This window comes from Niveispirillum irakense DSM 11586, assembly GCF_000429645.1.
GTDB lineage: Bacteria > Pseudomonadota > Alphaproteobacteria > Azospirillales > Azospirillaceae > Niveispirillum > Niveispirillum irakense.
The window spans coordinates 115,366-142,055 of the sequence record NZ_AUCG01000001.1 but is presented as its reverse complement, the minus strand read 5'-3'; the positions used below and the strand labels follow the sequence as shown (position 1 = coordinate 142,055).

Annotated in this window: 30 protein-coding genes and 1 pseudogene; 18 read left to right on the top strand and 13 right to left on the bottom strand. The window is 64.7% G+C overall.

The genetic code is table 11. The features are described 5' to 3' along the window. The first annotated feature begins 99 nt into the window (after positions 1-99). The 4 genes from G473_RS0100600 (at position 100) to G473_RS31155 (ending at position 1,435) form a co-directional block, all read left to right on the top strand. Positions 100-318: a hypothetical protein gene (locus G473_RS0100600; RefSeq protein ID WP_029011512.1), complete on the top strand. Its 219-nt coding sequence runs from the start codon at positions 100-102 to the stop codon at positions 316-318. Between the two features lie 119 nt (positions 319-437). Continuing rightward, complete coding sequence (locus G473_RS0100595; protein ID WP_029011511.1) at positions 438-887, top strand: hydantoinase/oxoprolinase family protein; 450 nt, start codon at positions 438-440, stop codon at positions 885-887. Between the two features lie 23 nt (positions 888-910). Further along, complete coding sequence (locus tag G473_RS0100590; RefSeq protein ID WP_029011510.1) at positions 911-1,144, top strand: hypothetical protein; 234 nt, start codon at positions 911-913, stop codon at positions 1,142-1,144. Between the two features lie 48 nt (positions 1,145-1,192). Continuing rightward, a complete protein-coding gene (locus G473_RS31155) occupies positions 1,193-1,435 on the top strand; it encodes an alpha/beta fold hydrolase (protein WP_425411540.1) in 243 nt (80 codons plus the stop codon). Positions 1,436-1,653: 218 nt separating this feature from the next. Here G473_RS31155 and G473_RS31130 read toward each other — a convergent pair whose 3' ends face one another. Continuing rightward, the gene (locus G473_RS31130) at positions 1,654-1,806 is read right to left on the bottom strand and encodes a 2Fe-2S iron-sulfur cluster-binding protein (RefSeq protein ID WP_342665638.1); all 153 of its coding nucleotides are present in this window, start codon (positions 1,804-1,806) and stop codon (positions 1,654-1,656) included. A 57-nt stretch (positions 1,807-1,863) separates the two neighbouring features. Here G473_RS31130 and G473_RS30605 point away from each other — a divergent pair, with 57 nt between their 5' ends. After that, positions 1,864-2,079 carry a hypothetical protein gene (locus G473_RS30605; RefSeq protein WP_161630923.1) on the top strand — a complete coding sequence of 72 codons (216 nt, stop codon included), beginning with the start codon at positions 1,864-1,866 and terminating at the stop codon, positions 2,077-2,079. On the opposite strand, the pseudogene G473_RS31150 reads toward G473_RS30605, so the two are convergent. The 9 genes and pseudogenes from G473_RS31150 to G473_RS24310 all read right to left on the bottom strand — a co-directional run. Then, positions 2,073-2,412, bottom strand: a pseudogene (locus G473_RS31150) (transposase); the annotation flags it as partial. The gene G473_RS30605 and the pseudogene G473_RS31150 sit on opposite strands and share 7 nt — an antisense overlap. A gap of 94 nt (positions 2,413-2,506) precedes the next feature. Further along, a complete protein-coding gene (locus tag G473_RS0100580; protein WP_029011509.1) occupies positions 2,507-2,887 on the bottom strand; it encodes a PIN domain-containing protein in 381 nt (126 codons plus the stop codon). Further along, complete coding sequence (locus G473_RS0100575; RefSeq protein ID WP_210163195.1) at positions 2,884-3,165, bottom strand: ribbon-helix-helix domain-containing protein; 282 nt, start codon at positions 3,163-3,165, stop codon at positions 2,884-2,886. Before G473_RS0100575 ends, G473_RS0100580 begins: the two co-directional genes overlap by 4 nt. 555 nt (positions 3,166-3,720) lie before the next feature. Then, positions 3,721-4,341 carry a 2-phospho-L-lactate guanylyltransferase gene (cofC, locus tag G473_RS24315; RefSeq protein ID WP_051329720.1) on the bottom strand — a complete coding sequence of 207 codons (621 nt, stop codon included), beginning with the start codon at positions 4,339-4,341 and terminating at the stop codon, positions 3,721-3,723. Positions 4,342-4,354: 13 nt separating this feature from the next. After that, positions 4,355-5,296, bottom strand: coding sequence for a 2-phospho-L-lactate transferase (cofD, locus tag G473_RS0100560; RefSeq protein ID WP_029011507.1), 942 nt, complete (start codon positions 5,294-5,296; stop codon positions 4,355-4,357). Further along, positions 5,293-6,054 carry a coenzyme F420-0:L-glutamate ligase gene (gene cofE, locus G473_RS0100555; RefSeq protein ID WP_035704783.1) on the bottom strand — a complete coding sequence of 254 codons (762 nt, stop codon included), beginning with the start codon at positions 6,052-6,054 and terminating at the stop codon, positions 5,293-5,295. The genes cofD and cofE overlap by 4 nt, the downstream gene beginning before the upstream one ends. A gap of 4 nt (positions 6,055-6,058) precedes the next feature. After that, on the bottom strand, positions 6,059-6,754 hold the full coding sequence (npdG, locus tag G473_RS0100550; protein WP_029011505.1) for an NADPH-dependent F420 reductase: 696 nt from the start codon (positions 6,752-6,754) through the stop codon (positions 6,059-6,061). Beyond that, on the bottom strand, positions 6,744-9,188 hold the full coding sequence (gene cofH / locus G473_RS0100545; RefSeq protein ID WP_245579959.1) for a 5-amino-6-(D-ribitylamino)uracil--L-tyrosine 4-hydroxyphenyl transferase CofH: 2,445 nt from the start codon (positions 9,186-9,188) through the stop codon (positions 6,744-6,746). The genes npdG and cofH overlap by 11 nt, the downstream gene beginning before the upstream one ends. 62 nt (positions 9,189-9,250) lie before the next feature. Next, positions 9,251-9,952, bottom strand: a complete 702-nt coding sequence (locus tag G473_RS24310) for a helix-turn-helix domain-containing protein (RefSeq protein WP_051329719.1) — start codon at positions 9,950-9,952, stop codon at positions 9,251-9,253. 116 nt (positions 9,953-10,068) lie between these two features. On the opposite strand from G473_RS24310, the gene G473_RS0100535 reads away from it, so the two are divergent. The 9 genes from G473_RS0100535 (at position 10,069) to G473_RS0100495 (ending at position 21,322) form a co-directional block, all read left to right on the top strand. Continuing rightward, a complete protein-coding gene (locus tag G473_RS0100535) occupies positions 10,069-11,052 on the top strand; it encodes a phosphotransferase family protein (protein ID WP_281169903.1) in 984 nt (327 codons plus the stop codon). Positions 11,053-11,088: 36 nt separating this feature from the next. After that, complete coding sequence (locus G473_RS0100530) at positions 11,089-11,823, top strand: SDR family NAD(P)-dependent oxidoreductase (RefSeq protein WP_029011502.1); 735 nt, start codon at positions 11,089-11,091, stop codon at positions 11,821-11,823. 28 nt (positions 11,824-11,851) lie between these two features. Then, complete coding sequence (locus tag G473_RS0100525) at positions 11,852-13,078, top strand: acyl-CoA dehydrogenase family protein (protein WP_029011501.1); 1,227 nt, start codon at positions 11,852-11,854, stop codon at positions 13,076-13,078. A gap of 74 nt (positions 13,079-13,152) precedes the next feature. Then, entirely contained in the window at positions 13,153-14,538 is a 1,386-nt protein-coding gene (locus G473_RS0100520; RefSeq protein WP_084437538.1) for an MFS transporter, read from the top strand. Between the two features lie 11 nt (positions 14,539-14,549). Further along, a complete protein-coding gene (locus tag G473_RS0100515) occupies positions 14,550-16,094 on the top strand; it encodes an AMP-binding protein (protein ID WP_029011499.1) in 1,545 nt (514 codons plus the stop codon). A gap of 100 nt (positions 16,095-16,194) precedes the next feature. Then, positions 16,195-18,588, top strand: a complete 2,394-nt coding sequence (locus G473_RS0100510) for a CaiB/BaiF CoA-transferase family protein (RefSeq protein WP_029011498.1) — start codon at positions 16,195-16,197, stop codon at positions 18,586-18,588. 60 nt (positions 18,589-18,648) lie between these two features. Continuing rightward, on the top strand, positions 18,649-19,653 hold the full coding sequence (locus G473_RS0100505) for an LLM class flavin-dependent oxidoreductase (RefSeq protein WP_029011497.1): 1,005 nt from the start codon (positions 18,649-18,651) through the stop codon (positions 19,651-19,653). Between the two features lie 32 nt (positions 19,654-19,685). After that, complete coding sequence (locus G473_RS0100500) at positions 19,686-20,339, top strand: nuclear transport factor 2 family protein (protein WP_210163193.1); 654 nt, start codon at positions 19,686-19,688, stop codon at positions 20,337-20,339. Positions 20,340-20,344: 5 nt separating this feature from the next. After that, entirely contained in the window at positions 20,345-21,322 is a 978-nt protein-coding gene (locus G473_RS0100495) for an NADPH:quinone oxidoreductase family protein (protein WP_029011495.1), read from the top strand. A gap of 30 nt (positions 21,323-21,352) precedes the next feature. Here G473_RS0100495 and G473_RS0100490 read toward each other — a convergent pair whose 3' ends face one another. Then, on the bottom strand, positions 21,353-21,913 hold the full coding sequence (locus G473_RS0100490; RefSeq protein ID WP_029011494.1) for a TetR/AcrR family transcriptional regulator: 561 nt from the start codon (positions 21,911-21,913) through the stop codon (positions 21,353-21,355). A 181-nt stretch (positions 21,914-22,094) separates the two neighbouring features. Here G473_RS0100490 and G473_RS0100485 point away from each other — a divergent pair, with 181 nt between their 5' ends. The 4 genes from G473_RS0100485 to G473_RS0100470 all read left to right on the top strand — a co-directional run bounded on the left by G473_RS0100485 (position 22,095) and on the right by G473_RS0100470 (position 25,253). Beyond that, complete coding sequence (locus tag G473_RS0100485) at positions 22,095-23,315, top strand: cytochrome P450 (RefSeq protein WP_029011493.1); 1,221 nt, start codon at positions 22,095-22,097, stop codon at positions 23,313-23,315. Positions 23,316-23,318: 3 nt separating this feature from the next. Then, the gene (locus G473_RS0100480; protein ID WP_029011492.1) at positions 23,319-23,525 is read left to right on the top strand and encodes a ferredoxin; all 207 of its coding nucleotides are present in this window, start codon (positions 23,319-23,321) and stop codon (positions 23,523-23,525) included. Between the two features lie 3 nt (positions 23,526-23,528). Beyond that, positions 23,529-23,849, top strand: coding sequence for a 2Fe-2S iron-sulfur cluster-binding protein (locus tag G473_RS0100475; RefSeq protein ID WP_029011491.1), 321 nt, complete (start codon positions 23,529-23,531; stop codon positions 23,847-23,849). Between the two features lie 84 nt (positions 23,850-23,933). Further along, positions 23,934-25,253 (top strand): MFS transporter, encoded by a 1,320-nt coding sequence (locus G473_RS0100470; protein ID WP_051329718.1) that lies wholly within the window; start codon positions 23,934-23,936, stop codon positions 25,251-25,253. Here G473_RS0100470 and G473_RS0100465 read toward each other — a convergent pair. Together G473_RS0100465 and G473_RS0100460 are read right to left on the bottom strand one after the other, a co-directional pair. Continuing rightward, positions 25,241-26,266, bottom strand: coding sequence for an SMP-30/gluconolactonase/LRE family protein (locus G473_RS0100465; protein WP_029011489.1), 1,026 nt, complete (start codon positions 26,264-26,266; stop codon positions 25,241-25,243). The genes G473_RS0100470 and G473_RS0100465 overlap by 13 nt on opposite strands. A 12-nt stretch (positions 26,267-26,278) precedes the next feature. Further along, complete coding sequence (locus G473_RS0100460) at positions 26,279-26,689, bottom strand: Zn-ribbon domain-containing OB-fold protein (RefSeq protein ID WP_029011488.1); 411 nt, start codon at positions 26,687-26,689, stop codon at positions 26,279-26,281. Position 26,690: the final 1 nt, after the last annotated feature.

Here is a 26,690-nt window from a genome sequence, read left to right as displayed (position 1 = left end):
TGCCCGTGCGCTAGCGTTTGATGCTGGGCTGTCCGGCGCTTCTCCTGGTCGTGGCCTGGCTTCCTGGGCGGCTGGCCTGATCCTGCTGGCGCCGCACCGTTGATTCCGCTGTTCATGGCGCTGATCGGCATTCAGGCCAGGAAGGCCAACGAAGAACAGTTGACGGCGGTCGGTGGCATGAATGGTCTGCCGATGGATCGGCTGTGCGGTCTGTCCACCATCCGGGCCTTCGGCGCGGAAGCGGCGGTGGCGGCTTGCCCGCCGGGCCGCCGCTGCTGCCTTCACACAGTGGAACGGGAAGCCGGCTGCTATCCTTGATCGGGCTAATCTACCCGGCACCGCCATACCGCCGCGCGCCTACCCCGCTGATAAGCTTTGCCCCATGGAAATGGCCTCATGCCGCGCTGACGGTCGGGGCATGGAGAGGGGCGCGGCAATTGGGCCAGGGACAGGTCAGGCTCGGCATCGATGTCGGGGGAACGAACACCGATGTGGTGATCATGGGCGGCCAGCAGGTGCTGGCCAGCACCACCCAGTTCGTCAACGCCCCCCTCTCGCCTCTGGCCCGGCGGGTCGTCACCTCCTTCGTGCAGGCCTTCGCCGACCTGTCGATCAATGCGCCCATCTATATCAGCCAGAATCACGGCACGCTGATCTCTACCGAGATGGCGATGCGCTATCCCATCCTGACCTGTGCTGCGGGGCCGACCAACAGCATCCGGGGCGCCGCCTTCCTGACCGGGCTGACCGAGGCCATTGTCGTGGATATTGCCGGCACGACATCGGATATCGGCCTCCTGTTGAACAATTTCCCGCGGGAGACGACAACCGCCAATTATATCGGCGGCGTGCGCACCAATTTCCGGATGCCTGGACGCTGGACCTAAGTGGCAGCTACGGCAAGGACAAGTTGGGCGGCCTGTCGGCGGAGGTGGTGACCACGGCCGATTGGAACGATTTCAAGCCCGGCTATTTCGTCAACGACCCCCGCCAGTCCGACGAGCGCGAAATCTGGGACGTGTCGGCTAAGCTGGATTTCGAGGGCGATTATTTCTCCTTCAGTTCCGTCACCGGTTTCAGCAAGCTTGATGAGCTGCGGAAGGGCGATGCTGATTTCATGGCCGCTCCGATGCTGCTTCGATAGCGCCGGTATCGGCCATTCCGGCGGACAGGTGCCGGAAAGTATGCCGGCATGGCTGCGGTGGCCGCCGACGTGATCCGGGGCCTGGGGCTGGCACCGGTCGATCTGCTGGGCTGGTCATTGGGAGGCGTGGTGGCTCAACAGTGGGCGCTGGATTTTCCACACCTTGTCCGCCGCCTTCATGGCGCAGGTCAAGGCTATCTCATCCTGGCCGGGTGTGCTGCACCGGGCGCCAGACGCCAAGCTGATCCTTTATCCCGATGCCGGCCACGCCTTCCTGTTTCAGGAGATTGAGGATGTCTCCACGCAGATAGACTTGTTCCTGACCTGACCGCGGGGTGGGGCCCGGCTCCTATGGACCCGGCCTTTATCATCGCTAAAAAGCGGATAGCAGGAATTGACGTTTATAAGAGATTAGAGACGGTCAAGGCTTAGGGTGGATCAACCTTCACCGTCACCCGGAGAAGGCCGGGGTGACGGCAGAGAGAACCATTTCCAACTGGCGCCCCTGATTAGGCTGGCCGCCTGGACTTGGACCGGGGCAGGGTGCGGGTGCCGGTCGCACTCTCCACCGGGAACTGGCATGATCGTGTCGGCTCGCCGTCGCTCAGCACGGCGCACGCGCCGCATTGGGCTACACCGCACCCATATTTCGTGCCGGTCATATCCCGCGTGTCGCGCAATCTTCATAAGAGCGGGGTGTCAGGTTCAACCAAGACACCGTGAACCGTTCCATTGATACGTATTTTCATGTCGGCATCTTCGTGCCGGGAATGGGGATGGCGCTTGCCTTATTGGGCGACTGGTTTCCAGAGGCGTGGTTAATTTGCCAAGCTTGGTGTGGTTCTGCTGCTATCGGCCTTGCGCGGATGGCTGTCCGGTCATCTGCGCCGATTACACCAGCAAAACTCGATCCGAATTGCCCAAAGTTTTTATAACTCAGTTTCTCGGCATGTACGAACTCCCAGACCGAGCGATAGTCAACCTTCAGGTCTCGATCCGCCAGTTCCCGAACAAGACCGCGCAACGTGAACGGCCCGCTCTTGCAGCGGATCAGCAGCCAGTCCCGGTGCTCCGGAAATCGCCGTGGGCTTATGGCCGCCCATCTGGCCCGGCGCAACGCTGCCGGTTTGCGCAACACGGTTAAGCGAATTAATCGCCGTGCTGACCCCAACGCCAAATCGGGCCGCTGCCTGGTGCCGCGAAAGGCCTTCCTGCTCCACCGCAGCCACAACACGTTCACGAAGATCCATCGAATAGGGGCGTCCCATCGCTTCCAGCCTCCATCAATCACGCCGGAAACCTTGAATCACATTCCCGCACCGTTGGGAGTCCCCTTACGATTCAACCTGATCTCATCCCGCTCTAATGCTTTACCGGTTGAAAGCCCGCACCGAACTCGCTGGCGATTTCTGCTAGGCGTTTGTCAAGTGTCCACAGTTTGGCGCTGGGGGTGATCAACGTTGAGGCCAACAGGCACATATCGACCAACCCGCACCCCTTGCCGTAGAGGCGCTCGCGTTCGATGAAATCGATGACCTCGCGAAGAGTGGCTTGCTTGCATGGTCGCAGCACGTCGATGCTGCGCAAGGTGATCGCGCGTGGTTGTGGCGGCGTCCCACATGCTAGCTCGGCCGTCACCATGGGATGAACTAGAGCCAAGTCCGCCTCAATCAGTTCGACCAAGACAGAATTTCCATTTCTAAAATGGTCTACCCAAACCGAAGTGTCGATAAGCACGTTCATTGGGGCACAGGGTCCCTGCGCCGGGGAATGCCCTGCATGGCCGGAACCGAACCGCCTAGGGCTGCCAAGCGTTTCGCAGCCTGCACTCGCACATAGACCTTGATCGCCTCGCGCACGAGGTCCGACGCACTGGACACCTCCGGATCGGCGAATTCCAGCGCCTGCTCATAGAGCGTATCGTCAACCGAAATCGTGGTTCGCACAGAAGGTTCCTCATCATATTTGATGAATAAATACATCAATATCAACATCGATGCAAGCGTCGGTACGTGCATCATGTGGCTGGCAGGGCCAAGGACGTACTTACCGTTCAGTTGCGGGGAACCGCCATTGTTTACTCACCTTGTGGTCTTTCATCTGACCGGTTCCTATCTACGTACCCATACGGTCAGCGATCGCAGCGGCTACGGCTGGTCACCAGTTGCATAAACCTCACCGTTGCGTTTGAAGACCACGTCCAGCCGTCCAATAAGGCTCATGCCGATGATCAGCTCTTCAGTCGCGCCCGGCATCACCGCCACCTCTTGATCTCTAACAGTCAGTGGGGCGCCATCCAGTGCTGCAATTCCCGGCGAAATCAGTGCGACGGTAGCCTGTGTTATTCCACTGGCTAGGCTGCCCTCTGTTTGGAGACCACGGGTGTTTTCCAGCCGAGGGCTGAGTGTTTTCGGCGCGGGTTATAGAAGCCGTTGATGTATTCGAAGACAGCGCCTTGGACCTCTCAGCGGGTTGCCAGTTCGTCCGCCAGACCCGTTCGGCATTGGCGTTGCGTTCATGGTGCGGGAGCAGGGGCTGCGGTATGTCAGCCAAAGAATGGCATTTGGGCCAGCCCCCTATTCTGCCGCGACCCTATGCCCATCATTCTTCATGAAGCCGAGGCTATCCAGGTCTGCCGGCAGATCGATGTCGCAGGCAAAACCGCGGCGGCGCAGGATGGTCCATTGAAGGTCGGCGGCCTTGGCGGCGGCGCTGTGGGCGGTGAAGCTGTTCTGCCCGTAAAGGAACGGGATGCCGCCGATGGGGGCGACCAGCATGGCATTGGTTCCGGTTCCGGACCGATCAGGGGCGATGGTTACCGCACCCGGGCGGGCCGTGGCGATCATCGCCTCCAGATCGTTTCGTTCCAGGAATGGCAGGTCGCAACTCACGGTGAGCGTGGCATCCGCGCCGTTCTGCCGGGCCGCAGCCGCGCCCAAGCGCAGGGCGGCGTTGAGGTTGCCGGGATTGGCCTCCGCCACGGTATGCAGGCCCCCGGCACGACCATATGCAAGCAGGTCAGGGGCGGCACTGACCAGAATGATGTCAGATGCCGGCAGCACCAACCGGGCCACTGCAACGGTGCGGGAGAAGAACCAGCCGGTCAGGGCCCGCCGCTCGGTTGCGGACAAGGCGGGGCTGAGGCGGCGCTTGCCGTCATGCAGGGCGCGGACGGGGATGATGATGTTGATTTTCATCGGTCACCCTCCCTCATCCCTTATGCAGGGCCATGGCAAAGTCCAGGACTGTGCGGGCCAGCCGCGTCTGGTCACTGCTGTCGCGCATCAACGTGCCGGTCACATGGCGGCGGACAGGGCAGGCGGCCTGCGCATCGGCGTGGTCGATGACCAGCCCGCCGATCAGCCCTTCATAGCATGAAACCAGCCCTGACGGCGTCGGCTCCAGCCCCAGTTCGGCGAAAATCTTTCCCGCAGGCCCCTTTACGGCTTTGGCGCCGATGAACGGGGAGACGGCAACCACCGGCACGCGGTGATCCCGCAGCCGTTCGGCAATGCCGGGCAGGCTGAGGATGGGGCGCACCGACAGGACGGGGTTGGAGGGGCAGAGGATGATGCCGGCCAGGAGAGGGTCATCCAGGGCCGCCAGAAGGCCGGCGGCGGGCCTTGCCTTTTCCACCCCGTCGAACCGGATCGACAGGAAGCGTGGTTCGCAGCGACGGCGGACGAAATATTCCTGGAAGGGCAGGGCGCCCTCATCCGTTTCCACGATGCTGCGCACTGGATCGTCGGACATCGGCACGATGGTCTGGTTGATACCCAGGCGGGCGGCGAAGTCCGCAGTGATCGCGGACAGGGTTTCGCCGGCGCGCAATCGCTGGGTGCGCAGGATATGGGTCGCCAGATCCTGGTCGCCCAGCAGGAACCAGTCCGGCCCGCCCAACCGCTTCAGGGCGTTCATGGTGGCCCAGCTTTCGCCACCGATGCCCCATCCCTGCTCGGCATTGTTGATGCCGGCCAGCGTGTAGGTGACGGTGTCGATGTCGGGCGCGATATGCAGGCCGACATGGTCGAAATCGTCACCGGTATTGACGGCGACGGTCAGGTGCCCGGCCGGCAGGGCGCGGGCCAGCCCGGCGGCCAGCCGCGCCCCGCCCACGCCACCCGCCAGGGCCAGATAATGTCCAGGCTTCATCGGAACATGTCCTGTTGCAACGGACGGATCAGTTCGGCGGCACTGCCATCCCGGCGCGCAAGGGCCAGCCCGCGTACCAGCACCAGCGGTCGTCCTTCCGCCGCCTGCCCCATCAGCAGGGAGGCGGCGGCCGCGACCTCATCCGCGAAGCCGACCTCCGTCGTCATCAGCGGACGATGGAACAGGTCTGGCCGACCGCGAAGATCGGCCAGACCCGGTGCCCCGGCGATGCCGATGGCGGTCCCGATGGTGCCGTTACGCCAGGCACGACCGACGCTGTCCACGATCATCACGGCGGGTGCCACGCCGGTCAGGGCGGCCAGCCGGTTGCGCAACGCTGTGCAACTGGCATCCGGATCGATGGGCAGCAGCAGGGCGGTGCCGTCGCCGTCCTGTGCCACGTTGGACTGGTCAATGCCGGCATTGGCCAGCACCATGCCCAGGCGATGGCGCACGATGATGACGCCGCGCCTTGCCCGCACCACTTCCTGGGCTTCCGACAGTACCAGTTCCACCAGCCGCGCATCCTTGGCGGTCAGTTCGGCCAATTCCACGGCGCGCGGCGACGGAGTGACATCGGCCAACCGGACCAGCCGCCCCTCCGCCTTCGACACAATCTTCTGCGCCAGCACCAGCACATCGTCCGGCTGGAGCACCAGACCCTCGTCGGCCAGCGCACCGGCGATCAGGCCGGCCAGATCGTCGCCCGGTGCGACCATGTGCGGGAAGGCGGGGGCGGTGAGGGTCAGGCCGGCCATGTGATCAAGCTTCCGGCCGGGGCACGCCGGTGATGCGGATGCCGGCAGCCGGCACCTTGTACCGTTGGTTGAGCGCGATCAGCACCGATGTCAAACCCTCTGCCACCACGGAATTTGCCAGCACACCGCCATACCATGCGCCAAGCCCGGCGGACTTTGCCAGTTCGATCACCTGATCGGCGGCATCCTTGTCATCGGCGCAGACCAGCACGTCGCAATCGATGACATGGTCCAGCTTCTTCAGATGGTGGGCCGAGATGTTCTGGAAGGCGGACACCACCTTCACCCCCGGTCCCAGCAGCGTCTGCACCGCCTCCACCGCCGAACCGCCATCGGGCAGTTGCACGCGGTTGACCTTGGGCGGTACCAGCGGGACGGTGACATCGACCAGGATCTTGCCCTCCAACTGCGCACGCACCTCCTCCACCGTCGATTTCTGGGCGGCGAACGGCACAGTCAATACGATGATCGCGGCCTGGGCGGCGGCATCGGTGTTTGCGGCACCCCGGGCGGCGTCGCGGCCCAGCAAGGTGTTGATCTCCGCCGCCGCCTCTTGGGCGCGCTCGGCCGACCGGCTGCCGATGATCACGGGGTAACCGGCATTGGCCCAGCGCAGGGCCAGCCCGCTGCCTTCCTTACCGGTGCCGCCCAGGACGGCGATGGTCGGGCGGGATGCGGGGGGATGGGTATCATTCGGCATGGCAAACGCTCTCTTTCCTCACCTGTTCGGCCTGTGGCCGCTTGTTTTCTGATTTGCGTGGCGGGGTCAGCACCAGGGGGGACAAGGGTGCCGCACCCCGGCCCTGTGCCTGCATGGCGGCATCGACGGGGCCGTAAAGGGTGGTGCGCTGGCGCGGGGTGCGGCCGGCGCTGAGGATCAGATCCTCCATGGCTTCCGGTGGCATTTCCTGGCCATGGCGGGTGCCGGCGGCACGAGAGATGCTTTCATCCATCAAGGTGCCGCCGAGATCGTTGACGCCGCCATCCAGCACGATATGGGCGCCGGCCGGGCCCAGCTTCACCCAGGACAACTGGATATTGGCGATATGCGGATGCAGCACCAGCCGGGCCACCGCATGCATCAGCCGCACCTCGCGGAAGGTCGGGCCTTTGCGGGTGCGACCGCGCAGCGCCATGGGTGCTTCCATATGCACAAACGGCAGGGGCACGAATTCCGTGAAGCCGCCCGTGCGGCGCTGCAAGTCGCGGATGCGGATCAGGTGGCGGGCCCAGTGGACTGGCTGGTCGACATGGCCGAACATGATGGTGGCCGTGGTGGGCAGGCCCAACTCATGCGCCGTGCCGATCACGTCCAGCCATTCGGCGGTGGACAGCTTGTCGGGGCAGATGATGTCCCGCACCTCATCATCCAGCACCTCCGCCGCCGTGCCGGGCAGGGTGGACAGGCCCGCCGCCTTCAGCCTTGCCAGGAAATCGCGGACGGGCAGGCCCAACGTGGCGGCCCCCTGCGACACTTCCAGGGCGGAGAAGGCGTGGATATGCATGTCGGGTGCGGCGGTGCGGATGGCACGCGCCAGGGTCAGATAGGTGTCGCCCGTATAATGCGGGTGGATGCCGCCCTGCAGGCAGACCTCCGTGGCGCCGCGGGCGGCGGCTTCGGCCACGCGGCGCAGCACCTCCCCCTGGTCCAGGTCATAGGGCTTGCCCCGCAGATGGTCTTCCGTGCTGCCCTTGGAAAAGGCACAGAAGCCGCATTTGTAGGTGCATATATTGGTGTAGTTGATGTTGCGGTTCACGACATAGGTGACTTTGTCGCCATTGACCATGCGGCGCAGGGCATCGGCGGCATTGCAGACCTGTTCAACCTCCCCATCGCGGGCCGCGAACAGGCGGGTGATGTCCGCCTCGCCCAGTATCTCTCCAGCGATGGCGCGGTCCAGCAGGGCGGCCAGACCGGCATCGGGGGCCAGACCGGGGACGGGCGGGCGCACGCGCGGGGTGATGGTGGAACCGGGGCACCAATCATCGTCGCGGGCGAAGCCTTCGGCGTCCATGCCCTGGCGGACCAGGGTGGCGAGGGCGGGTTCCTGCCAGCGGGTACTGTCCAGCGCATAGCGGGGATAGACCGGCAGGCGCGGCACCAGCAACCGGCCCTGGGTGGCCGTGGCGGCGCGCAGCCGTTCGATGGCCGGCCAGGGCGCCTCCGGGTTCACATGGTCGGGCGTGACGGGGGAGATACCCCCCCAATCATTGATCCCGGCCGTCAGCAGGCGGGGATAATCCGCACTGGACAGGTTGGGCGGGGCCTGGATGTTCATCTCTGGCCCCAGGATCAGGCGGGCACAGGCGATGGTCCACAGCAATTCGCCTATGTCCGGTTCCGGGTGCCCGGCCATGGGCGTGCGCGGTTTGGCCCGGAAATTCTGAACGATGATTTCCTGGATATGACCGTATTGGCGATGCAGGTCGCGCAGCGCCAGCAGCGCGTCGATCCGTTCCTCCCGCGTCTCGCCAATGCCGATCAGGATGCCGCTGGTGAACGGCACGGCCAGTTCGCCGGCCAGCCGGATGGTCTCCAGCCGCCGGACCGGCACCTTGTCCGGGGAGCGGTAATGCGGCCCCCCCTTTTCGCCCAGCCGGTCGGAAATCGTTTCCAGCATCAGGCCTTGGGAGACGGAGACATGGCGCAGTGCTGCCATCTCATCGGCTTGCATGGTGCCGGCATTGACATGCGGCAGCAGCCCCGTCTCCTTCAACACCAGCGCGCACATGGCGGTGAGATAGGAGAGCGTACTGTCATGGCCCATCCGGGCCAACTCGTCGCGCGCCACCGCATGGCGCAGTTCCGGCTTTTCCCCCAGCGTGAACAGCGCCTCGGTACAGCCGGCCCGCTGGCCGTCGCGCGCAATGGCCAGCACTTCGTCCGGCGTCAGATAGGCCTTCTGGCCGCGTCCCGGTACGCGGGAGAAGGTGCAGTAATGGCAAAGGTCGCGGCATAGCTGGGTCAGCGGGATAAAGACCTTGCGCGAATAGCTGACGATCCGCCCATGGCCCGACAGGCACAGCGCCTCGGCATGCGCCATCAGGTCCGGCAGGGCTCCGTCCAGCAATTGGCGGCGAAGGGCCGCATCGTCGACGGTCCTCCACGGATCGGACAGGCTGGTGTGCGTCACTCGCGACCTCCCTGGTGATGGCGTGCGGACTATGCGCCCGTCTTGTTCGGTATTTTTGCTGATCAGCCGGCAATCGCCGGCACGTCGCCCGCATGGCCGTTCAGAACGGCCGTCTCCTCTACCGCCGGCGCTTCCAGCAGGGCTGTCAGCGACAGGACGAAATGCGGGATGACCGTGGACGACCGCCAGACGGGATGGTCGCGCACCGTATCGGTCAATGCCGCCTCCCGCATCGACAGCACGCTGCCCAGGGCGGCGCCCATGAAGATGAAGCGTTGGTTCTTCATCGCCGCCGGCATGGGTGGCATCAGCCGGCGCAGATGGTCCAGACAGCGCAGGTAACCCGAATTCCACTTGCCCTGCAGGGCATCGATGAACAGGTCCCGGTGCGTCATGCCCAGCATGGTGACGAAGCGGATATAGGTCCCCTCTGCATCGCCATCCTCCCCCATATTCACGGAGGACTGGACCAGCACCTCGACCACTTGCCGGATCGTGCGGGGGCCGCCATCGGCCTCCAACATATCAAGGGCGGCGTTGCGCCGCTGGTCGATCAGGATGGCGCCGTCCAGGATGATGTCCCGGACCAGCGCTTCCTTCGACCCGAAATGATAGCCGACGGCGCCATGGTTCTTCTGACCGGCGGCCATCGCGATCTCCCGCACCGTCACGCCATCCACCCCCCGTTCGGCAAACAGGCGGCGGGCGACCAGCTTCAACTGGTCGGCGGCAAGGCTGGGTTGTTTTGTGTCTAATCTAACCATGAGTGCAAAAATACCATTGCCAAAAATCTACGTCAATCGCATTATCCAATTGAATTAATCACGGGAGGAGCCGCGAAGTGGAGGCCGTACAAGACCTTTTCGCACTCGCGGAATGGATGGGGCGCCAAGGGCTTGGGCGCGGTCCCGTCAAGGATTGCGTACCTCTGACCGGGGGGACCCAGAACATCCTATTGCGCTTCACCCTGGATGGACGCGCCTTTGTGCTGCGCCGCCCACCAATGCATGTGCGGGTGAATTCGAACGAGACGATGCGGCGGGAAGCACGGGTACTGGCTGCGTTGGCGGGAACGGGCGTGCCGCATCCCGGCCTAATCGCGGCCTGCGATGATGAAAGTGTCCTGGGTGCCGTCTTCTATCTGATGGAGCCGGTGGACGGCTTCAACCCGGCGGCGGGCCTACCGGCGCTTCATGCGGAGAATGCCGGGGTTCAGCACCGGATGGGGCTGGCCCTGGTGGAAGGGATCGCCGCCCTGGGCATGCTGGACCCGACGGCCCTGGGCCTGGACGGCTTCGGGAAGCCGGAGAAGTTCCTGGAACGCCAAGTGTCGCGCTGGGGGACGCAACTGGATGGCTACAAGGCTTTCCATAGGTGGCCGGGGCCGGGCGGCCTGCCGGGCGTGGCGGCAGTGGCGGCCTGGCTGGAAGGTAACCGGCCCGGCGACGCACGGCCCGGCATCCTGCATGGCGATTATCATCTGGGCAATGTCATGGTCCGGTCCGATGGGCCGGAACTGGCGGCGATCATCGACTGGGAACTGGCCACGATCGGCGATCCGCTGATCGATCTGGGCTGGCTGCTGGCGACATGGCCGGAACCGGGGGAGGCGGGCACGGTGTCGGTGCAGCCCTGGATCGGTTTTCCTACGGGTGATGAACTGGTGGCCCATTACGCGGCGCACAGCGACCGGGACCTGTCCGCCATCGGCTGGTACCGGGTCCTGGCCTGCTACAAGCTGGGCATCCTGCTGGAAGGCAGCTACGCCCGCGCCTGCGCCGGGAAAGCACCCATTGAAACGGGCGAGAAGCTGCATGGACGGGCCGTGCGCCTGTTCCAGCGCGCCTTGAATTGGATCGGCTGACGCGCCCGCAAGAGGTGCGGCCCAAAGGGGTGGAACATGAACGATACGGATTTCACGGGCAGGAATGTGCTGGTCGTCGGTGGGTCCAGCGGCATCGGCAACGGCATCGCCCAGGCCTTCCGCGCCCGCGGCGCTCTGGTGCATGTCTGGGGCACGCGTGCGGCAGCATCGGATTATGACGGGGTGGAGGGGTCGGACCTGACAGGGCTGGGTTACACCCAGGTCGATGTCGGCGATCCCGACGCCATTGCCGCCGCGCCCGACCCGTTCGCACAACTGGACGTGCTGGTCCTGTCGCAGGGCACGGTTCTGTACCGCCGCCAGGAATTCAGCCGAGAGGGCTGGGACAAGGTGATGGCCATCAATGTCGACAGCGTTCTGCACTGTGCCCAGCGGTTCGAAGCCGCCCTGGCGGCGGCGAAGGGAAATGTCATCGTGGTCAGTTCCGTGGCCGGTTTCACCGCCGTCATGGGCAACCCGGCCTATGCCGCGTCCAAGGCCGGCGCCGTCAGCCTGGTCAAGACGCTGGGACAGGCCTGGGCGCCGCAGGGTATCCGCGTCAACGGCTTCGCCCCCGGCCTTGTCGACACCAAGCTGACCAAGGTGACAACGGAGCATCCGCAGCGACGCGAGCGCGCCCTTTCCAAGATCCCGCTGGGCCGGTTCGGCCTGCCGGAGGACATGGCCGGCGTGGCCCTGTTCCTGGCATCGCCCATGGCATCCTACGTCACCGGCCAGACCCTGATCGTCGATGGCGGCCTGACGCTCTGAGGAGCGGCCGCCGCGCAGGAGAAAACAGATGAATTTCGAGCATTCCGACAAGGTCAAGGACCTGATCGCCCGGCTGGAATCCTTCATGGACCAGCATATCTACCCGATCGAGAAGGAGCGGGAGAAATGGCTGCAGGACCCGGCCACGCTGTGGCAGCCCTGGCCGGGGGCCGATGCGATAAAGCAGAAGGCGCGTGAGGCCGGCCTGTGGAACCTGTTCCTGCCGCATGAATATGGCGCCTGGAGCCCCGGCCTGACCAACCTGGAATATGCGCCGCTGGCGGAGATCATGGGCCGGGTGTCGGCCAGTTCGGAATTCTTCAACTGCAATGCGCCTGATACCGGCAACATGGAAGTGCTGGCCAAGTATGGCACGCCCGCGCAGCAGGAACGCTGGCTGAGGCCCTTGCTGGATGGTGCCATCCGGTCGGCCTATGTGATGACGGAGCCGGATGTCGCTTCGTCCGACGCTACCAACATCGCCACCACCATCCTGCCTGATGGTGATGACTACGTGATCAATGGCCGGAAATGGTGGATTTCCGGCGTGATGCATCCCGATTGCAAACTGCTGATCGTGTTGGGCCGAACCCTGTCGGACGGGCCGAAACATCAGCGCCATTCGATGATCCTGGTGCCGCGCGATACGCCGGGGGTGGAGATTGTGCGGCCATTGTCCGTGTTCGGCACCTACCATTCGCCGGGCGGCCATGCCGAACTGCGCTTCACCGACGTGCGGGTGCCCAAGGAAAATCTGGTGCTGGGGGAAGGGCGGGGGTTCGAGATCGCTCAAGGGCGCCTGGGCCCCGGTCGCATCCATCATTGCATGCGCTCCATCGGGCAGGCGCAGCGTATGCTGGAACATATGGCGCACCGGGTGGATAACCGCGTCGCCTATGGCCGCAAGCTTTCCGAACAGGGCAGCATCCGCCAGGACGTCGCCAAGTCGTTCTGTGAGATCGAGATGGCCCGGCTGCTGACCTTGAAGGCGGCCGATGCCATGGATCGCTATGGCAACAAGGTGGCCAAGGATTTGATCGCCGCCATCAAGATCGTGGCGCCGCAGATGGCGCAGACGGTGGGCGACCGCGCCATCCAGGCCCATGGCGGCATGGGGGTCAGCGGTGATACGCCCGTGGCCCAGCTTTTCCTGACCAACCGCTATGTCCGCCTGACCGACGGTCCGGACGAGGTGCATATGGCCCAACTCGGCAAACTCAAGATCGCAGAATACAACAGTAAACCGCTACGGTGAGCAGGCGGCGCTTGGACCGGCAACAATAAGAACAGGCCGGTGATAGCAGGTAGTGCAATGGGAGGAAACCGGATATGGCGCAGGATGTGACGGGCACGCCCGTGAAGGCCGCGGATGCGCGGGACGTCGGCTTCAACAGTTGGTGGATGGTGGCCGTGCTGTTCGGCCTCTATGTCTTCTCCTGGCTGGACCGGCTGATCCTGTCGATGCTGGTCGGGCCTATCAAGGCGGACCTGTTGCTGTCTGATTTCCAGATCAGCTTGCTGCTGGGTCCGGCCTTCGCCGTGTTCTATGCCGTGTTCGGTATCCCGCTGGGCTGGGCCGTAGACCGCTATGCGCGACGCTGGGTGGTGTTTTTTGGCGTCACCCTGTGGGCGGCGGCCACGGTGGCCACCGGTTTTGCCCGCTCGTTCGAGGCCTTGCTGCTGGCCCGTATCGCGGTGGGTATCGGGGAGGCGGCTTTACTGCCCGCTGCCTATTCCCTGCTGGCCGATGAGTTTCCGCGCAACAAGCTGACGCTGGCCACGTCCGTCTTCCAGATGGCGGGCAAGGTCGGGTCGGCGGCCGCTTTCGGCCTGGGTGGGCTGGCCATCGCCTATGCCGTCACGCTGGACGGCACTGACTGGCCCTTTCTGGGCGAGGCGGCGGCCTGGCATCTGGTCATGATCATGGTGGGCCTGCCGGGCTTCCTGCTGGCGCTGGCCGTCTTCACTTTCCGCGAGCCGCCGCGCCGGGAGGCGGCGGGCGTGACCGCCATGGCGGCCAAGGCCCGGGCCCAGGGTGGCGGTCCGCTGACCGCCTTCGTTCGGGCGAACTGGCAGTTGGTTTCCCTGATGCTGGTCAGTTTTTCCGGGCTGGCCATCGTCGGCTATACGCTGACCTCCTGGATTCCAACATATATCGGTCGCGCCTTCGGCTGGACGCCGCTGCAATATGGCCCGGCGCTGAGCCTGATGAACATCATCGCCGCGGTGTCGCTGGTGGTGAACGGCCGGGTCGTCGATTATCTGTTTGGGCGCGGCATGAAGGATGCGCATCTGCGCTTCTATAGCTGGCTGCTGCTGATCACCGGTCCTGCCGCCCTTTTCATGTTCCTGACCGGCAATGCCTGGCTGTTCCTGGTGCTGTACTGCATCGTGCAGTTCGCCACCGTGCCCTTCATGATCTATGTCTCCTCCATCGTGGCGCTGCTGGCGCCCAATATGGTGCGCGGCCGCCTGATCGCCGGCTTCCTGTTCTGCTTCACCATCCTGGGCCTGGGTGCCGGACCTGCCATGGTGGGAGCCATCACCGATTTCGTGTTCCAGGACGAGGCGCGTATCGGCTCTTCGATGATGATCGTCGTCGTATCCTGTTTCGTCGTGGCCTTCATCGCCATGCGCGCTGCCCTGCGCTACCTCGCCCCCGCTGTGCTGCGGGCGGAGAGTGCAGCGGCCGGCGCCAACGCACAGACCCCTTGAGGAGAGGACCAATGTCCCTGGTTAAACCTGCCGATGCGCTGCCCCTGGACGGGCTGGCGCTGGCCGATGAACGGGTGCGGTATGACTGGACGGCGCTGGACCGGGCGCTGAACCGGGTGACCAATGCGCTGCTGTCCCTGGATTATCCGCGTGAACGTCGCGCCGCCATCTATGCCGCCAACAGTGCCGATGCCGTGCTGGCCTATGCCGGCACGGTGCTGGCCGGCGTTTCAGCCGTGCCCGCGAACTTCCATCTGACCGTGGATGAACTGGTCTATATCCTGACCGACAGCGGTGCCTCCGTGCTGTTCGTAGGGCCGGAAAATGCCAAGGCCGGGTTGGAAGCAGCATCCAAGGCGGGCATCGGTACCGTCATCGGCTGGCGCTGCCCCTCCCTGCCGGGCTTGACCCTTTGGGAGGACTGGCTGGACGCTGCATCGCAGGCCGAGCCGCCGACCGACCTGCGGCCCGTGCCACACCTGCATTACACGTCGGGCACCACCGGCCGGCCCAAGGCGACGGAGACGCCGCCCGCCTATTTCCCGCCTGCCGCCAGCATCGCCGATCTGGTCGCTATCCTGCGCCAGCGGGCGTCCCTGCTGCCGGCTGGCCCCGGTGTCGTCGCCGGTCCGCTGTACCATACCGGTCCGCTGACCATGGTCCGGTCCATGTTGGGCGGCATGGGGCTGGTGACCATGGAAGGGTTTGACCCGGAAACCGTGCTGCGTACCATCCAGACCCATGCCATCGCCAATTCAGTGATGGTGCCCACCCATTTTTCCCGCCTGTTGGCGCTGCCGGACGAGGTGAAGGCCCGATACGATGTGTCGTCGGTCAAGCGGCTGGCCCATACCGGGGCCGCCTGTCCGCGCGATGTGAAGCAACGCATGATCGACTGGTTCGGGCCGGTGCTGGTGGAAGCCTATGGTGGCACCGAGGCCGGTACTACCAACATGATCAATTCCGTAGACTGGATGCGCAAGCCCGGCTCTGTCGGCCCTGCGGTCCCGCCCTTTCAGGTGGTGATCATCGGCAAGGATATGCGGGAACTGGGGCCCAATCAGGTCGGCCAGCTTTATTTCCGCGATACGACGGGGCGCGGCATCATCTATCACAATGATCCGGAAAAGACCGCCCAGGCCCATATCGCGCCGGGCGTCTTCACCCTGGGCGAGGTCGGTTATATCGATGAGGAAGGGTTCGTCTTCATCACCGACCGCGTGTCCGACATGATCGTCAGCGGCGGCGTCAACATCTATCCGGCGGAGACGGAGCAGGTGCTGTTACAGCACCCCGGCGTGGCCGATGTGGCCGTCATCGGCGCCCCTAACAAGGAGATGGGGGAGGAGGTGAAGGCCCTGGTCATCGCCGCCGATCCCGCCAACCCGCCTGGCGCCGATGCGCTGAACCTTTTCTGCCGCCAGCATCTTGCCGGCTACAAATGCCCGCGCAGTTACGAGTTCGTGGATGATATCGGCCGCAACGTGATGGGCAAGATCAACAAACGGGAACTGAAGCGCCGCTATTGGCCCACCGACCGCATGATCGGGGGTTGAAAGGGTTTGCCAATATTGCACTACTGTGCAAAAGTTAGGCAAAGAACGATGGAAACCGGATCAACGGGTTTCCCTTTGAAATTCTTGGGGAGAAAGCGACATGGCCGGCCCGTTGGAGAGCCTTTTCGTTGTGGACGCATCGACGGTGATGCCAGGTGCCATCGCCAGCATGTTGCTGGCCGATCACGGGGCCGAGGTGCTGAAGGTGGAGCCCCATGGCGGGGCCTTTTTCGCCCATGATTTAACCCGCAAATCCTGGGATCGCAGCAAGCGCTCCGTGGAATTGGACATTCGGGTTGCGGGCGACCGCGCCAAATTGCTGGGCCTGCTGCGCAGCGCCGACCTGTTCATCCATTCGCTGGAAACGGCGGAGGCAGCGGCGCTGGGCCTGGACCAGGAGAGCCTTGCGAAGGATTGTCCGGGCCTTGTCGTCTGCGCCCTGACCGCCTATGGCGACGATACGCCCTTCGCCGGTCGTCCCTACGGCGAAGGGCTGGCGGCAGCATTGCTGGGTACCATGGTGGACAAGGGCAGTTCCTTCCGGTCCGGTCCCGTCTATCTGGGCCATCCGGCGCTGCATTACGGTCAGGCCTTCCTGGCCGTTATCGGTTCGCTGTCGGCCCTGCGTGCGCAACGGGTGACAGGCAGGGGCCAGAAGGTGGAGGCCTCGCTGCTGGACGCGATGCTGGCCCAATCGCCCATGAATAACTGGTGGCAGGAGGATGGTATCTCCTACATCAAGAAGGGGGACAGCGGCGCCATCGACCGGTTCGGCAAGGTGCGTCTGGTCACCGCCATGTTCCAGTGCGGCGACGGCCTGTACCTGCAGATGCATACCGGCGGGGCCGGTGCCTTCAAGGCGGCCATGGACATTCTGGGCTTCGGCGACCGGATCAAGGCGATCAAGGGTCCGGAAATGGCCATACCGCTGGAAGATGACGAATACCAGGCCGCCCGCGTCGATATTTTCGAGGCGTTCAAGGCGAAGCCGCGCGATGAATGGCTGCGCCTGTTCCATGCTGCCGATGTCGCGGCCCTGCCGGTGCTGGAACCGGCGGAAGTGTTGCTGGACGATCAGGTGGAGTTTGTGGGCCAGCGTATCGAATTGCCCGACCCGGATTTCGGCACCATTCACCAGGCGGCCCCTGCCGTGCGCTTTGCCAATATTGCCAGCGTGATGCCGGTGCCGGCCCCGGCGGTGGGGGCGGATAATGACAAGCTGGCGGCATTCCTGGCCCGGCCCGCGCAACCGGCAGCAAGCGGTGGCAAGCCCTTGCGCCACGCCCTGGAGGGCCTGCGCATCCTGGATTTCAGCTCCTTCTTCGCCTGTGGCTTTGCCGGGCGGCTGATGTCGGACTTAGGCGCTGATGTCATCAAGGTGGAGACGCCGGAAGGCGACCAGATGCGCCCGCTGCCCGACGTGTTCGATGCGGCGCAGCGCGGCAAGCGCGATATCGTGCTGAACCTGAAAACGGCGGAGGGTCTGGCGGCGGCGCACAAGCTGATCGCCGGGGCTGACGTGATGATGCACAATCTGCGGCCCGGCAAGGCCGACAAGCTGGGCATCGGCTATGCCGACATGGCGAAGATCAATCCCAAGCTGATCTATGCCTATCTGCCGGGATATGGCTCCAAAGGCCCGAAATCGCTGTTGAAAAGCTTCGCCCCCCTGGTCAGCGGCTGGACCGGCCTGCTGTGTGAAGGCGGGGGGGAGGGCAATCCGCCCACCCGGTCGGTATTCGGCAATGAGGATTACAATAACGGCTTCCTGGGGGCTGCCGCCGTGTTGATGGCCGTTGAACATCGCCACCGCACGGGCAAGGGTGATTACATGGAATGCCCGCAATTGCATTCCAGCCTCTGGACCACGTCGGAGCATTTCCTGGATGCCGACCGCCGGCCCGTCTATGGCATGCGCCTGGATCAGGGGCAGATGGGTTTCAACGCCCTGGACCGGCTGTATCGGACCAAGGATGAGGGCTGGCTGTGCATTTCCTGCCGCGATGACCAGCGCTTCTCGGCCTTGGTCCAGGCCATTGGTCGACCGGAACTGGCGAGCGATCCCCGCTTCACCACCCCGCGCGACCGCAGCAGCAACGATGCCGCGCTGCTGGCCATCCTGACGCCGTTCTTCGCCAGCCTGACGACGGATGAAGCAGTGGCAAGGCTGGGCGCCGCGGGCGCGCCGTGCGAGGTGGCGCGGCTGAATTCCTGGGTACAGGAGATGCTGTGGCAGGACTGGGCGCTGAACAGCAACCGGGTGCTGGAGCATCATAATTCCATGTATGGCCATATCCGTGAGCTGGGCCTGTTCAACCGGCTGAGTGTCACGCCCGGTCTGGCGCGCGGCCCGGCCCCGCGCCTGGGTGAACATACGCGCGCCATCCTGGCCGAAGCCGGATACAGCGCGGAAGAGATCGACGATCTGATCGGTCGCGGCATCGCCGTAACCGCTGACGGCAACCAGCGGGCCACTGCCCGCGTGCGGGCTTAACCGGCAAATGCCCGCGTGCGGGCCTGAACGCTGAAGCATAAAGACCAGGGAGACATCCAGGTGGAACTCAATCTCCGTTACGACATGAACAGCCCGCCGTTCGGCGCGCCGCACCCGGCCCTTTACCGCGCCGCCATCGAGCAGGCGGCCTGGGCCGACCGCCAGGGGTTCGATCAGGTGTTCCTGGCCGAGCATCACGGCGCCGAACATGGCTATTGCCCGTCCTCCATGGTGCTGGCGGGTGCCGTCTTCGGTGCCACGAAAGACATTCTCGTTCATCTGTCGGCCCTGGTGGTGACGCTGCACGATCCGCTGCGGCTGGCCGAAGATCTGGCCGTGCTGGACAATATCTCCAACGGCCGCATCGTGTTCACGGCCGGCATGGGCTATCGCCCGCACGAGTTCGAGATGTTCGGCCGCGACATCACCAAGCGGCTGTCCATCATGAACAACACGATGGAGACGCTGGCCAAGGCCTGGACGGGAGAGCCGTTTGAGTATGATGGCCGCACGGTGCGGGTGACACCCAAGCCGGTGCGTCCGGGCGGGCCCAAGGTCTATATGGGCGGGTCCACCGACAAGTCGGCCATCCGCGCCGCCAAGGCCGGGTACCAGTATTTCCCCGGCCATCCCGACCTGTTCGAGATTTACAAGGCCGAACGCGAGAAGGCCGGATTCCCGCCGCCGGAACAGTTGCTGAAGCCGGGTCCCAGCTTCCTTTATGTCAGCGACGATCCCGACCGCGACTGGCCGCTGCTGGCGCCGCACATTGCCTATGCCACCAACACCTATGCCGAATGGGCCAAGGAGCGTGGTACGGGCGAGACCCGCTATGCGGAGGCGACCTCGTTGGACGCGCTGCGCGCCATGCCCAACATCAAGGTCGTTACACCCGACGAATGCTACGCCCTGATCAAGGGGCTGGGGCCCGACAGCCAGGTGACATTCCATGCCCTGCTGGGCGGACTGGACCCGGAACTGTCCTGGAAGAGCCTGCGCCTGTTCGGAGAGAAGGTGCATCCGCGCCTGGTGGCCGACGGACTGGTCCGCGCACCGCGCGGGTGAAGCAGAAAGCCTGAATGGGAGGAGTGCCGACAATGAACAGTAACGACACCATGCCCGCACAAAACCGGCGCCAGGGGTTGCGCAGCCTGCTGGCCCTGCCGGTCGGGCTGGCCGCCGCCGGGGCTGTGGCCGGAAATGCGGCTGCCAAGACCGACAAGGATGTGCTGTCGCGGCTGGACCGGCTGGAGAGCCAGCACCAGATTTCCGAACTGCTGCTTGCCTATGCCCGTGCCAATGACAGGTTTGATGAGGCGGCGTTGCGCGCCTGTTTCTGGCCGGAATCCACCCATAAGCATGGTGGCTTCGACGGCACCTCCACCGCCTTTGTCGATTTCGCGCTGAAGATCGTACAGCCGCTGAAATACACGGCCCATCATATCTCCAACGTGTCGGTGGAGGTGGATGGCGATCGCGGCTTCTCCGAATGCTATTACCTGGCCCAGCATCGCCGCACGGCGAAGTCGGGGGAGGGGGAGGAGGATGCCTTCTTCCAGGGCCGCTATATCGACCGGCATGAACGCCGCAACGGCGTGTGGAAGATCATCCAGCGCCGGGGCATCAGCGACCTGTCCTTCGTGCTGCCGGCCACCAAGCCCTATGCCGACTGGCCCGCCGGTCAGCACAGCATGCGCGCGCCGGACGATCCCTATTACCAGTTGCGCGCCCTGTTTCAGTCCGGGCGGTGAGTGACATGAAGGCCGTCATCTGCACCGAACATGGCCCACCCGAAGCCCTGCGTCTGCTGGAGCGGCCCGCGCCGGAACCGGGTGCCGGGGAGGTGCGCATCGCCATGCGGGCGGCGGGTGTGAATTTCCCCGACAGCCTGATCATCCAGAACCGTTACCAGATCCAGCCGCCGCTGCCCTTCAGTCCGGGCAGCGAAGTGGCTGGTGTGATTGATGCCGTGGGCCCCGGTGTCATCGGGTTCCAGGTCGGCGACCGTGTGGCGGCAATCACCTTCCAGGGTGGCTTCGCCGAACAGATCGTGGTGCGGGCAGAGCGGGTGCTGGCCATTCCCGATGCCATGCCCTTCGATGTGGCTGCCGGCTTCACCATGGTCTATGGCACGGCCTTTTACGGGCTGAAGCAGCGGGCCGGGTTGCAAGTCGGGGAAACGGTGCTGGTGCTGGGCGCAGCCGGCGGGGTTGGCCTGTGTGCGGTGGAACTGGCCAAGCTGATGGGGGCCCGCGTCATCGCCGCCGCATCGACGGCGGAAAAGCTGGATCTGGCCCGATCGCGGGGTGCAGATGAGGGCGTGAATTATGTAAGCCAGGATCTGAAGCAGGCCGTGAAAGCCCTGACCGGTGATCGCGGGGTCGATGTGGTGCTGGACCCCGTGGGCGACACGTTGGCCGAAGCGGCGTTCCGCACCTTGGGCTGGAATGGCAGGCACCTGATCGTCGGCTTCGCCGGCGGGCAGATCCCGTCCCTGCCGCTGAACCTGCCGTTGGTCAAAGGATCGGCCGCCATCGGCGTGTTCTGGGGTGCCTTCACCAAGCATGAGCCGGCGGCGCATCTGGCGAATATGGCAACGCTGTTCGACTGGTATGTCCAGGGCAAGCTGCGCCCGCATGTCAGCCGCCGCTTCACGCTGGCCGAGACACCGGAGGCCATCCGCTGGGTGATGGATCGCAAGGCCGTGGGCAAGGTGGTGGTAACGGCGGGGTAGAACGCTGGTGAGGAACCCGAAGACCGATCCCTATCTCCCTGCCGCCCGCCGGAATGCAGCGCGTTGGCGGGCCTCGTTCCAGTAATCCTGGTCGAACACCGCCTGCATGGCGATGCCGTAAAGCGCGGTACAGATATCCTCCGCCCGCCGCGTTGCTGCCGCGGGCGCCTCCCCCGATGCCGTGAAATGATCACGCAGCCGGTCGCGCGTGCCGGCCAGCCCCTGGCGATGCTCGGCCAGCAGGCCGGGCTCGAACAGGGCCGCCGTCCAGAAGCACTGCCAGACGATCCAGTGCCGTCGCTGTTGCGGCCCCACCGGCAGCAATTCCTCCACCGCCTGCACGGGATCGGCCGGCAGTCCCGCCAGGGCCTGCTCACGCAAGGCCACGGCTTGGTCGAAATTATATTGATAAGTGGCCATCAGCACCGCATTGCGGTCGCGGAAATAATGGCTGATGACGGTGGTGCTGCAGCCCAGCCGGGCCGCCAGGTTGCGGAAGGTGACCGCGTTCAACCCGCCCTCGATGATCAGGTCGGCGGCGGCGCCGGCGACATCCGTGCGGCGCTGGTCACTGTCAACGGCGACGGGCATCGGCCTTGTCCTTCCCCTGTTCTGCGACGCTTGTTCTAACAAGCGGGCAAGGCATGTGTGAAGTCCTGTGTAAAAATGCTCACCGGTGCAAAAACATGCGTTGTACAACGAATGTTTTATATTCATAGTTCGGGTCAGGGAGGAGCGGCCACGCAAGGCCGCCGACAAGCAGGAGGATGCGATGCAGCCGCACGCCATCCCCGACCATGTGCCGCCGGGCCTGGTACGGGATTTCAGCTATTTCAGATCGCCGGGCATGGCACCCACGCCCAATGGCAATCCGCAGGCAGCACTCAGTTTTGTGCATTACAGCGGGCCGCCGGTCTTCTTTGCGCCGGCCAATACCTATGACGGGCGCGGCACCTGGGTCATCACCCGTGCCGACGACCAGCGACGTATTCTGCAAAACCCGGAAACCTTTTCCAGCTACCGGGGCATCTTCAAGGCCGCGCTGGGCGAGGATTTGCCCATGGTGCCGCTGGAGGTGGACCCGCCCGACCACCAGGCCTATCGCGCCTTGCTGAACCCGCTTCTGTCGCCCAAGCGGGTGGACGCGATGGAGGCCGGTGCCCGCGAACGCGCGGTGCGCCTGATCGAGGGGTTCAAGGAAAAAGGCAGTTGCGAGGTCATGAATGATTTCGCCTTCCCCTTTGCCGTGGGCGTGTTTTTACAGTTCCTGGGCGTGTCGGATGACCGCCGGGATGAGTTCCTGGGCTGGGCTGACGATCAGTTCCACGGCACGCTGGAAAAGCGGCTGGCGGCCATGCGCACCGTCGTGGATTTCATGCGCGGGCTGCTGGAGCAGCGCAAGCGGGAGCCGGCTGATGATTTCGTCGGGTTCCTGTTACAGGCCAGGATCAAGGACCGGCCCCTGACCGACAAGGAAATCCTGGGCATCGCCGTGCTGCTGTTCGAGGCGGGGCTGGACACGGTGGCGGCCGCCTTGGGTTTCGACCTCTGCCATCTGGCCAAGCATGGGCAAGACCAGCAGCGCCTGCGCGAGGATCGTGATCTGATCAAGCCGGCGGTGGAGGAGTTCTTCCGCGCCTATTCCACGGTGCAGATGCTGCGCACGGCCGTGAAGGATTATGATTTCGACGGCATCCTGATCAAGGCGGGCGACCTTGTTTCCTGTCCCACCATGATCGCCAACCGCGACCCGGCGGAGTTTCCCGATCCGGAACGCATTGATCTGGCCCGCGACAATAATCGCCACACGGCTTTCGCCTATGGCCCGCATCGCTGCCTGGGCTCCCATCTGGCGCGGCGCGAACTGATCATCGGGCTGGAGGAATTCCTGGCCCGCATCCCGCATTTCCGCATCAAGCCGGGTACCGCGCCGCTGACCTATGGCGGGCATGTGTTCGGGATCGAGAATGTCGTGCTGGATTGGGAGGGCTGAGGAATGCGCATCAGCGTGAAGCCGAATATCTGCCAGGGCCATGCCCGCTGCTATGCCCTGGCGCCAGAGATTTTCCAGTTGGACGATGCCGGCTATATCCTGCCGGGCGATATTGAAGTGCCGGCGGGACAGGAGGCGCTGGCCCAGCGCGGGGTGCGATCCTGCCCCGAACGCGCGCTGTTCATAGTCGATCAGCCGGATGCGGGGTGAGCCATGGCAAAGGTGCATTTCGTGGCGCCCGACGGCACGCGTGAGACAGTGGAAATTCCCGACGGCTGGTCGGCGATGGCAGGGGCGGTGGCCGACGGGCTGGACGGTATCCTGGGCGATTGCGGCGGGGCTATGGCGTGCGCCACCTGCCATGTCTATGTCGATCCGGCCTGGGTTGGGGCACTGCCGCCGCCAACGGATACCGAACTGGCCATGCTGGAAATGGCCATCGATCCGCGGGCGGAAAGCCGCCTGTCCTGTCAGATCCGCGTCCAGCCTGCGCTGGACGGGTTGGTGCTTGGCCTGCCGGCGCGGCAGTTCTGATCGGACCTTCCTCCCGCTATCCCGGCGCAAGCCGGGATGACGGAGAAGGAGGCGCCGAAAACAGCGTCTTCATAAGGATATCCCATGGACCGGACCCAAACCGGGCCGGACAGTGCCGCCTATCCCAGTCCTGCCACAGGCTGGGTGACGGTGGCGGTGCTGTTCGCGCTTTATATCCTGTCGCTGACCGATCGTTACATCATCGCGCTGCTGGTGGAGCCGATGAAGCGCGATCTGGGACTTTCCGATTTCCAGATCAGCCTGTTGCAAGGCCCAGCCTTCGCGCTGCTGTTCTGCCTGTGCGCCATTCCCGTAGGTGTCGGGCTGGACCGGTTCAGCCGGCGGCTGGTGCTGTATGGTGCCATCACCCTGTGGAGTGTGGCAGCCACGGCCTGCGGGCTGGCGCGCGGGTTCGGGGAGCTGTTCGTGGCCCGGGCCGGTGTGGGGGCGGGGCAGTCGGGCTTTGGGACCGGCAGTTATTCCATCATCGGCGACAGTTTCCCGCCGCATCGGGTGTCGCTGGCCATGTCGATCTTCGTCATGGGCGGGGTGATGGGGGCCGGCATCGTTTTCCTGCTGGGGGGCCCCATCGTTGCCATGGCCATGGCGGCGGGGCCGGTGCACCTGCCGCTGCTGGGGACAGTGCAGCCCTGGCAATTCGTGTTCATCGTCACCGGCTTGCCGGGGGTGGTGCTGGCCTTGCTGGTGTTCCTGTTCAAAGAACCTGCGCGGCGCAGTCGGCCCGCTGCCATCGGCTATGGTCCGGCCATCGCCTTTCTGCGCGACCATAAGCGGCTCTATGCGGCAATCTTCCTGGGCTTTGGCACCACCTATGCCGTGACCATCGGTTTTCAGCTCTGGATGCCCACCTATTTCATCCGCATCCATGGTTGGGCACCGGCGCAGGTGGGGATGGTGCTGGGTGTGGCGCAGATCGTGGGGGCGGCAACCCTGCCGCTGCATGGCTGGGTGGTGGACAGGATGTTCAAGCGCGGTCGGCGTGACGCGCACCTGTTCTGGTGCGTGGTGACCGTGCTGCTGGCGGCACCCTGTGCCGTCGCCTCGGTGCTGGTGCCTGATGCTTGGGTGTCGGTGGTTCTGTTCACCCTGTTCATGGCTTGCGTCCTGTCCACGGCCAGCATGGGGCCGGCCATCACCCAGGTGGTGACACCGCCCACCCTGCGCGGTCGGGTATCGGCGCTTTATGTAGTGGTCACCGGCCTGATCGCCATGGCGCTGGGTCCGGCCATGGTTGGCTTCATCACCGACAAGCTGCTGGGGGACGAGCGGCAGGTGGGGCTGTCGCTGCTGCTGACGGTACCGTTGCTGCTGTTGCCGGCGGTGGGGATGTTGGCCAGTGGGCGCGGGGCGATGCTGCGGCGGCTGGGCGATCACCCAGCCTGATGCGCCAGCGCCAAACCCGCCACCGCCGTCCGCACCCGGATGATACTGCCGGTGCCACGGGAAACGACATGCAGGTCCCGCCGCCCCGGCCCGCCCCACGCCAGGTTGGTGGGGCGGTTCAGCAGCGTGCCGGCGGGATCGTGCAGCATCTCCACCACCTTGCCGGTCGGGGTCAGCATGACCAGCTTGTTGGCAAAGGGCAGGGTGACCCAGAGATTGCCGACCGCATCGAAGGCCAGCCCGTCCGGATAGCCCAGTTTCGCCTGGGCTGCCGCATCCAGCTTCAGGATATCCTGGAACATGGCATCGGGCGTCACGTCCCCCAGCACAGGGCCGAAATCCTCTGCGGGCCCCAGGCTGCTATCCTTACGTCGTGGCAGGCGCACGATGCGACCGGCTGCGGTCAGCGCGACATAGAGGTATTTCTCTCCCCTGTCCAGGCAGCAGCCATTGGCCCCGCGCAGGCCGCCTGCCACCAGATCGACCGCGCCGTCCGGCGTCACGCGATAGACGAAGCCGGCGGGGATGGTCGTGCCGATCCTTGCCGGTTCCGACCAGGTGCTGTGGGTGCAATAGATGCTGCCATCGCGGGCCAGGACAGGGAAGTTGGAGGCCACCAGCCGCCGCCCGTCAACGGCGTCCGCAAGCGTTTCCAGGGCCCCCGTTGCCGGGTCCAGGCGCTGCAGGGAGCCGGGTGAGTTGGTCAGCAGGCCGAAATTCGCCAGGATCACCCGGCCTTGCCGGTCCAGCGCCACGCCATTGACCCCCGACGGTGTCCCGACAGGGCGGAGCGTTCCGTCCACTTCCCGGACCAGGATGGCCGACTTGCCGTTGGAGAGGTAGAGGCGGCCATCATCGGCGATGGCGATGCCTTCCGCCTTGTCCAGCCCGGTCACGATGGTCTGGAAATCGGCCACTGCCAGGGTGTTGGCCTGGGGCTTCAGGGCGCAACCGGGCAGAGAGAGGGCAATTCCGGCCGCGCCCAGCGACCGGATCAGGGTGCGGCGATGCATGACGCTTCCTCCCTATTCCACCGGCGCGAAGCCGGCGACGATATGATCCCCCGCCTGCACGGGCGACAGCCGCACCCGCATACCGCAGGCGGCCGGACCCTCGCCCACGAACAGACCCGGCACGCGGGCATGGGGCGCGTCATCGGAACAGAACAGCACGACTGTGAACGGCACTTCCGCCTTATGGTCGCCGGGCAGCAGGCTGCGGGTGATGGTGGTGAAGCTGTAGACCGTACCGACGGGTGACACTTTGCGCCATTCCAGTTTCGCCGCCGGGTCGCCCGGCACGATCTCCGGCGGGTACCAGACGGGCTCCCCCGTGGTCGTGCTGAAGGTCAGGCGCAACTCACCCGCTGCCAGCCCGTCATAGAAGGGCTTCAGTAGGTCGCTTTCGAAGCGGGGAGGGTGGATCGGGATGCCCATG

Bases quoted from the DNA above. Each gene is read 5' to 3' on its own strand.
- cofC (WP_051329720.1), bottom strand. From the start codon at position 4,341: ATGAAAATCAACATCATCATCCCCGTCCGCGCCCTGCATGACGGCAAG.
- G473_RS0100530 (WP_029011502.1), top strand. From the start codon at position 11,089: ATGAACGATACGGATTTCACGGGCAGGAATGTGCTGGTCGTCGGTGGG.
- cofE (WP_035704783.1), bottom strand. From the start codon at position 6,054: ATGGCCGGCCTGACCCTCACCGCCCCCGCCTTCCCGCACATGGTCGCA.
- npdG (WP_029011505.1), bottom strand. From the start codon at position 6,754: ATGCCGAATGATACCCATCCCCCCGCATCCCGCCCGACCATCGCCGTC.
- cofD (WP_029011507.1), bottom strand. From the start codon at position 5,296: ATGAAGCCTGGACATTATCTGGCCCTGGCGGGTGGCGTGGGCGGGGCG.
- G473_RS0100460 (WP_029011488.1), bottom strand. From the start codon at position 26,689: ATGGGCATCCCGATCCACCCTCCCCGCTTCGAAAGCGACCTACTGAAG.
- G473_RS0100485 (WP_029011493.1), top strand. From the start codon at position 22,095: ATGCAGCCGCACGCCATCCCCGACCATGTGCCGCCGGGCCTGGTACGG.
- G473_RS0100575 (WP_210163195.1), bottom strand. From the start codon at position 3,165: ATGATGCACGTACCGACGCTTGCATCGATGTTGATATTGATGTATTTA.
- G473_RS31155 (WP_425411540.1), top strand. From the start codon at position 1,193: ATGGCTGCGGTGGCCGCCGACGTGATCCGGGGCCTGGGGCTGGCACCG.
- G473_RS0100515 (WP_029011499.1), top strand. From the start codon at position 14,550: ATGTCCCTGGTTAAACCTGCCGATGCGCTGCCCCTGGACGGGCTGGCG.
- G473_RS0100490 (WP_029011494.1), bottom strand. From the start codon at position 21,913: ATGCCCGTCGCCGTTGACAGTGACCAGCGCCGCACGGATGTCGCCGGC.
- G473_RS0100495 (WP_029011495.1), top strand. From the start codon at position 20,345: ATGAAGGCCGTCATCTGCACCGAACATGGCCCACCCGAAGCCCTGCGT.
- G473_RS0100510 (WP_029011498.1), top strand. From the start codon at position 16,195: ATGGCCGGCCCGTTGGAGAGCCTTTTCGTTGTGGACGCATCGACGGTG.
- G473_RS0100475 (WP_029011491.1), top strand. From the start codon at position 23,529: ATGGCAAAGGTGCATTTCGTGGCGCCCGACGGCACGCGTGAGACAGTG.
- G473_RS0100535 (WP_281169903.1), top strand. From the start codon at position 10,069: ATGGGGCGCCAAGGGCTTGGGCGCGGTCCCGTCAAGGATTGCGTACCT.
- G473_RS0100525 (WP_029011501.1), top strand. From the start codon at position 11,852: ATGAATTTCGAGCATTCCGACAAGGTCAAGGACCTGATCGCCCGGCTG.
- G473_RS0100480 (WP_029011492.1), top strand. From the start codon at position 23,319: ATGCGCATCAGCGTGAAGCCGAATATCTGCCAGGGCCATGCCCGCTGC.
- G473_RS24310 (WP_051329719.1), bottom strand. From the start codon at position 9,952: ATGGTTAGATTAGACACAAAACAACCCAGCCTTGCCGCCGACCAGTTG.
- G473_RS0100580 (WP_029011509.1), bottom strand. From the start codon at position 2,887: ATGAACGTGCTTATCGACACTTCGGTTTGGGTAGACCATTTTAGAAAT.
- G473_RS0100500 (WP_210163193.1), top strand. From the start codon at position 19,686: ATGAACAGTAACGACACCATGCCCGCACAAAACCGGCGCCAGGGGTTG.
- G473_RS0100520 (WP_084437538.1), top strand. From the start codon at position 13,153: ATGGCGCAGGATGTGACGGGCACGCCCGTGAAGGCCGCGGATGCGCGG.
- G473_RS0100470 (WP_051329718.1), top strand. From the start codon at position 23,934: ATGGACCGGACCCAAACCGGGCCGGACAGTGCCGCCTATCCCAGTCCT.
- G473_RS0100465 (WP_029011489.1), bottom strand. From the start codon at position 26,266: ATGCATCGCCGCACCCTGATCCGGTCGCTGGGCGCGGCCGGAATTGCC.
- G473_RS31130 (WP_342665638.1), bottom strand. From the start codon at position 1,806: ATGACCGGCACGAAATATGGGTGCGGTGTAGCCCAATGCGGCGCGTGC.